This window comes from Bacteroides caecigallinarum, from assembly GCF_021530995.1.
In the GTDB taxonomy this organism is placed as follows: domain Bacteria; phylum Bacteroidota; class Bacteroidia; order Bacteroidales; family Bacteroidaceae; genus Phocaeicola; species Phocaeicola faecigallinarum.
The window spans coordinates 1-249 of record NZ_JADYTF010000376.1; the positions used below are offsets into that span (position 1 = coordinate 1).

Below are 249 nucleotides of genomic sequence, written 5' to 3' on the forward strand. Positions count from 1 at the left end.
CAGCATTGTTCTTATTGACTTGCGTCCAGATTTCCCTGAGCTGTTCTTTCAGGTAGTATGCCTGCGACAGGGGCTTGTTCATGGCCAACGCGTTGTCAAGCCTCGTCTTATACTCCTTGTCAAAGATATCCGCCCCATTACTCAGTAACAGGTATCGCGTACCTTTCAACACCTTACGTTTGTTGATGTCTTTTTCCATGTGGTATTGTATCCTGCGTATCTCATCCAGCTTCTCGTTCATAAGCTTTA

1 protein-coding gene is annotated in these 249 nt (G+C 45.4%); it reads right to left on the reverse strand.

Translation table 11 applies throughout. The features are described from left to right. Positions 1-249 (reverse strand): transposase (locus tag I6E24_RS17100; protein ID WP_455577816.1); only part of this gene is annotated, 249 nt, incomplete at both ends.